The organism is Shewanella surugensis (genome assembly GCF_023284005.1).
GTDB classification, from domain to species: domain Bacteria; phylum Pseudomonadota; class Gammaproteobacteria; order Enterobacterales; family Shewanellaceae; genus Shewanella; species Shewanella surugensis.
Map to the genome: position 1 here is coordinate 1 of NZ_JAKIKS010000199.1, position 5,676 is coordinate 5,676.

At 40.5% G+C, this 5,676-nt stretch carries 5 protein-coding genes and 1 pseudogene; 3 read left to right on the forward strand and 3 right to left on the reverse strand.

The window, feature by feature from the left end:
* Positions 1-109: pseudogene (locus L2764_RS25385) on the forward strand (IS30-like element ISVsa7 family transposase); the annotation flags it as partial.
* Between the two features lie 229 nt (positions 110-338).
* On the opposite strand, the gene L2764_RS25390 reads toward L2764_RS25385, so the two are convergent.
* Complete coding sequence (locus L2764_RS25390; protein ID WP_248943152.1) at positions 339-1,895, reverse strand: YHYH protein; 1,557 nt, start codon at positions 1,893-1,895, stop codon at positions 339-341.
* 186 nt (positions 1,896-2,081) lie between these two features.
* A complete protein-coding gene (locus L2764_RS25395; RefSeq protein ID WP_248943153.1) occupies positions 2,082-2,528 on the reverse strand; it encodes a hypothetical protein in 447 nt (148 codons plus the stop codon).
* Positions 2,529-2,826: 298 nt separating this feature from the next.
* On the opposite strand from L2764_RS25395, the gene L2764_RS28080 reads away from it, so the two are divergent.
* Entirely contained in the window at positions 2,827-3,495 is a 669-nt protein-coding gene (locus tag L2764_RS28080; RefSeq protein ID WP_312018386.1) for a response regulator transcription factor, read from the forward strand.
* A 98-nt stretch (positions 3,496-3,593) separates the two neighbouring features.
* Entirely contained in the window at positions 3,594-4,982 is a 1,389-nt protein-coding gene (locus L2764_RS25405) for a sensor histidine kinase (RefSeq protein WP_248943154.1), read from the forward strand.
* 8 nt (positions 4,983-4,990) lie between these two features.
* Here the strand turns inward: L2764_RS25405 and L2764_RS25410 are convergent, their stop codons facing one another.
* The gene (locus tag L2764_RS25410) at positions 4,991-5,545 is read right to left on the reverse strand and encodes a hypothetical protein (RefSeq protein WP_248943155.1); all 555 of its coding nucleotides are present in this window, start codon (positions 5,543-5,545) and stop codon (positions 4,991-4,993) included.
* Positions 5,546-5,676: the final 131 nt, after the last annotated feature.

Here is a 5,676-nt window from a genome sequence, read left to right on the forward strand (position 1 = left end):
AGCCAATGCTGAATTTTTAATTAACATGAGGCCAAGAAAGGCGTTAAACTTTCTCAGTCCTTATGAGTTTTTAACAGGTAAACGTGTGTCGCTTATTGCTGAGATCTAGGTAACGACAAGAGATAATAACAAATAACAAATAACAAAATCAATAGCACTATATTCTTAGAGATAAGCATTCGATATTTCATGATAGTAACATCAGAATTAAAGACATGACTCAACTATAATATACCGCGACTGACTTTGCTTAATCTTGGAATACAAGGAAGCTAGCGAAGCAAACCTTGGACTAATCTTAACCCAAGGTTTGTTAATTTTGCTCCATTTAGCGAATCTTATGGTCTTGGCGGCGGCATGCCACCATTATTTCCTGAGCTACATTGACTAATAGCATTACTCGCCAGTTCGCCTTTAAAACGAGGACCAATGGTATACGGAAAGGCGGGAACTAGTTTGCCTGCTGGCGTTTGAGTTAAAGTAATATGGTAATGATAACCTCGGCCATCATCGGTATCGTGACCATTATGCTCATCGAGCTGCGTCCCTTCTACAGTATTATGAGCATAATAGTAATCTTCAAAATAATAGCCATCACTAGCCGATAAAATATTACCCGATAAAGTCGTCACTTCCTCGTCAATATCAGGGCCATTGCTCACCTGAATCACTCCTTTAGAGATATCGTAAACATCGACCAATACACAACTTCTCACCCCTTCCGTACTACAGCCCCCTGCGCTTACCTCAGCGTCATAATCACGGATTTCCCAGCCACTAATGGCTAACGTCATATCAGTTTCATAAGGTCCATAAAGCGGGTAACCATCTGCAGAAAATCCGAAAATAGGCGAATGTCCACTGCCCTCATCACCCACCAAATTAGCTAAACAGCGGGTATAAAAATGATGATGGTAATCCCCTCTCGCGGCATGCCCGCCACAAATATCCACATCGTATTGCTCAGCAACTGGCGCCAAAGTATACCAAAGGTTATCCCCTTGACTCATACCATCACCCCAATTGAAAATACTGGTGCCATTGACCATGAGACCTATTTTTCCTAGCCCAGTTTCACAAGCTTCAATACTGTCATCCAGTGCGGTAGGAGCAACGGGGAAATAGGCTTGTACCGCCTGATCTGTCGGACATCCCGGTCCCGGCGGCCAATAACCATCACCCCCAGTGGTTAAACAGTTCTCGGCGCTACTGTTAAAACCAATATTTTCCCCAAACTCAACCTCTTGCCCTTCAACAATATTGGCACTTCCTGCTGAAAAATCAGTGCTGGCTTTCGGTCTCTGATTGAGTTCATCCACTAAATCTTGAGCGAGGATCACATCGTATTTAGGGATCCCCGTCGTTTCAACGTAGACGTATTCCACATTAATACTATCCACATCCACATTAACAAGTTCTGCCACTTGTACATTTTCAAGTACACTGCCTGTTGCTGAGTGGATATAACTCGATGCCGTTTCATTATTAATTATCCAGCGACTCAGTGATGATGCATTTTCTGCTGTAATATAAACATCAATACTATCCATGACCGGTTCGTTGATACCATCATCAGCGGTTAATGAAAAGGTTAATACCTCATCATTTTCAACTGCGGGCGCGATGAAACTCAAGCTTTCACTATCGACTTCGGTTAACGTGACCGAAGTTCCTAATAACTGACTCCAGCTCAAACTCACTTCGTCATCATCTGTGACTGTCGCTGTGATACTCACCTCTTCACCTACGCGAACCGTTTGGATGTCATCAAACACAATAATCGGCGCAGCATTGACCGTTACAATACTTTCACTTGGCTCTGTTGAATCACTGCCGCCACAAGCGGTTAATATCAATAGCGGTATTAAGGTTATCGGTAATATTATTTTATTCATCTCAATTCCATCCGAAAGGTCCATTGTTCAAATGTTAGCTTTGTTAAACTTTAACGAATCAAAGGTGAATTCAAGGTGAATACCGTTTATTAAGAGGAGGAAAATAAAGCTCAATATCCACGAAGAGAAATAGAGCTATTCACAGCAGCATGTAACCTCAACCACTGCGAAAACATCCATATTCAATTAAGCTCTAATATCTATAATTGAGTCACTTTGCTTCATACCAAACTGACTTTGCACTTGGGATAAAATACTTTGCTGCTCGTCATTACTTAACTGCCCATCAAAGTCTTCAAGCAACTCTTCGAGAAAGCTCAATATTTCCGTTGAATGAATCATCTCATTTTGTGGTGGAGGCGGTGGCATTTGAGCATCATTCACACCTGCCATTTCCCCGATGGCTTGCGCATCAAAACCACTCTCTGCCATTATTTGTGCCAATTCTTGACTCGGCGCAATCCCAGCAGATGACAAACCTTCAACAATACTCATCGCATCAATTTCACTAAGATCATCAGCGGAAAAATCGGCCAGCAGTGCTTGTACCGATATCCTTTCCTCACTGGTCATGCTTGACTGATTAAATTGCATGCTAGGCATTTGCATTGTCGAACCGATAGCGTTAATCATTTATTGTCTCCAAGGTTAAAGGGCTAACGCTTACCTGAAAGGCAAGATGCTTTAACAAACATCGGCCATCAAACATCAGCATCATTCAAAATATTGTTATCAATTACACTTCAATTGTGTAAATAAAATAGCACCATAACAAAGCCAAAGTGAATTTTAGGTGAACCAGTATCAATCCGACTTAATAAGATTAATTACCAATAAACTTAAAGGCTTCAATGGTTGTTATACTTGACCATTTGATGTAATTTTGTTATCAAAACACTCAAAAAAGCCGTCATGACAATAGGCATCCATAGTGATTTTAATCGTTGAAGATAATAGAGCACTGGCAACAAACATGATTGAGTTTTTCGAAACACATGGCTATGAATGTGACTATGCTGATAATGGTCCACAAGGACTATTATTAGCAAAATCCCAGCGATTTAACGCCATCATTTTAGATATCATGTTACCTAGAATGGATGGTTTATCTGTTTGCCAGTCACTCAGAGAAGCCGGAAACCAAACACCCATATTAATGTTGACTGCGCTAGATTCTTTGGATAATAAACTACAAGGGTTCAACACTGGGGCCGATGATTATCTTGTTAAACCTTTTGATTTACCAGAGCTCATGGCTCGAGTTCACGTTCTCATCAGGCGCTCAACGCCCACCCATTTCAGCTTAAATGTCGCCGATCTCACCATGGATATCGCCTCAAGAGAAGTTACACGTGCGGGTCATCCAATTGAACTTAATCGAGCCTGCTGGCAAATTCTCGAAGCATTGCTAAGAGCATCACCCAACGTACTGACCCGCCAAGAAATTGAGCACATTATTTGGTCTGATGAATTGCCCGATTCCGATGTACTCAAATCGCACATTTATCAGCTCAGGCAGAAGGTCGACAAGCCCTTTAAAACACCTTTATTACACACTGTTAGAGGGGTTGGACTCACTCTAAAACTTAAAAGCGCTTAAAAAAGCATTGATGTTGTCAATGAAACTACCTAAACGCTAAACGCTAAGCCCAATGCTTAAAGTTCGGTTTACACTCCCCCTAATAAAAGAAGTCATTAATGACATCATATCGCATACAAAACAAACTTAGCTTACGTTATCAATTTAAAAAGCAATTACTTATTAGTTTAGGGATCTTGGTACTGGTATTTTCATTACTGCTTTATAAGCTGTTTTTTATTGGCATTCACAGTACAACCCACAGAGCCATGCTCTCGATGGCGCAGTATTATGCTGAGCAACTGAACATTAATACCCATTATGATATCCCAACAGGGGGTGCATTTTCCGGTTATCTGGGCAAAAAGGCATTACCTGACTCTATAACACAGTTAATTGGCGATAAACGACTCGATGACTATGAGCTTGCCATTTTTGATAATGCCCAAACTTTGACATTTAAACGACCCGAGAATATCTATTTTGTACTGCGATTTCCTATTGAGGCGATAGCTAAACCTTTATATCTGGTCTATCACGAAAACCCTATACACGCCATTCATCCTTCCCAAAGGCCCGCCCCTTTAAGTGTGCCACGGTCTATTGCCATCATTACACTTATCGCCATTAGCATCGTCTACTTAATCGCTAAACAATTAATCACTCAAGTCCTCAATCCATTAAATCAGCTAACCCATATGACTGAGTGCTTAGATGAAAGTAATCCAGAACGTCGATTTACAATAATGGAAGATAAAAGCGAAATTGGGGTTGTGGCGAATACGCTATATCAAACAATGCAACGCATGCATCAATACCATCAACGAGAGAAGCAGTTTTTACAACATGCAAGCCATGAGCTCAGAACGCCGATTGCCGTTGTGCGCTCTGCACTTGACATCATCACTCTTCGAAGCTCTCTCGGCAGGCAAGATATTGATGACCAACATATTAATATTCGACGCGCGAATCAGATCATGACTGAAACCACTGAAGCTATATTATTTTTAAACCGCAATGAAACAGCAACTCAATATGCGATATCGGTCGATCTCAAACAGATGATAAACACCATTATTGCCGATCACAGTTATCTCCTCACAAAAAAATCACTCGATGTAGAAGTCATTTTTGATTCAGACAATCCAGTCTGTTACCCATTACCGGAATCGCTGTGTCGGATCACATTAAGTAATCTTATCCGTAATGCATTTGAACATACGTTAAGTGGATCAGTCAGCATTTACCTTAAAGATAAAATGATATCGATCACCAATACGGACACACATTTACATTCAAGCCTTAATTCAAACCCAGACTTACCGCTAAATCATAACGTCCCGATGCAAACTGGACAATACACAGCTCAACATCAGGGGTTCGGTATGGGTCTGGATATTGTGGATCAAATCGTTAAGCAACAAGGTTGGCAACTCAGCAGTACTTCTCACCCCATCATAGGTAATCAAGTGGTACTCAGCTTTAACCTTAATAATCAGATACTTTAAATAGATATCTACACAAATTCATTAGCGAAAACGTTTGATGATATTAAGGCGTCACCCTCTTCAGAATAAGAGCCAAATCCATCGAGAATATCTTGACGATCATCATAAACATAGTTTGGATTCAATGCGGAACGAATAGGCTGCCCAGCAACAGTAAATACCACACTGATGTCCTCCAAGCTGCCTTCGTTTTCGATAACAAACAACCCTTTATTATGCTCACCAGCTAACGATTTTAATGCATCAAAATTGTTCTTTAAACTGTGATATTCAGTTAAACTCTCATCATAACGTCCATCTGCTTGGTGATGTGGTGTCGTCAGCTCATTCTCAATCATAGTTTTAAGTAAGTCCAACGCTTCCGCTTTTTGACTAGAATTGAAAATCTTATCAAATAATGTATCAAAAAAACCCATGTCCGTTGCCGCTTTCACATCCCCATTAATGGCAGCATAAATGCGGTTGTTACTTAAGTTTAGCTGACTATATTCCTTACCCTCTGTATTGTATGTTGATTCTGTTAATTGATTAGCTGGAATAGTCGCTAACGTTATCGAAGTCATGAAGTTTCCTCGCTATGAAAAACTTAGATTGCCATAATAACCGACACACTTTGGTATAGAAAAGAGGGTTAGCTGCCTATAAGCTTCAATCTCTCACAAAATCGGCCAAGGTTCTCAAATGAAAAACCAAT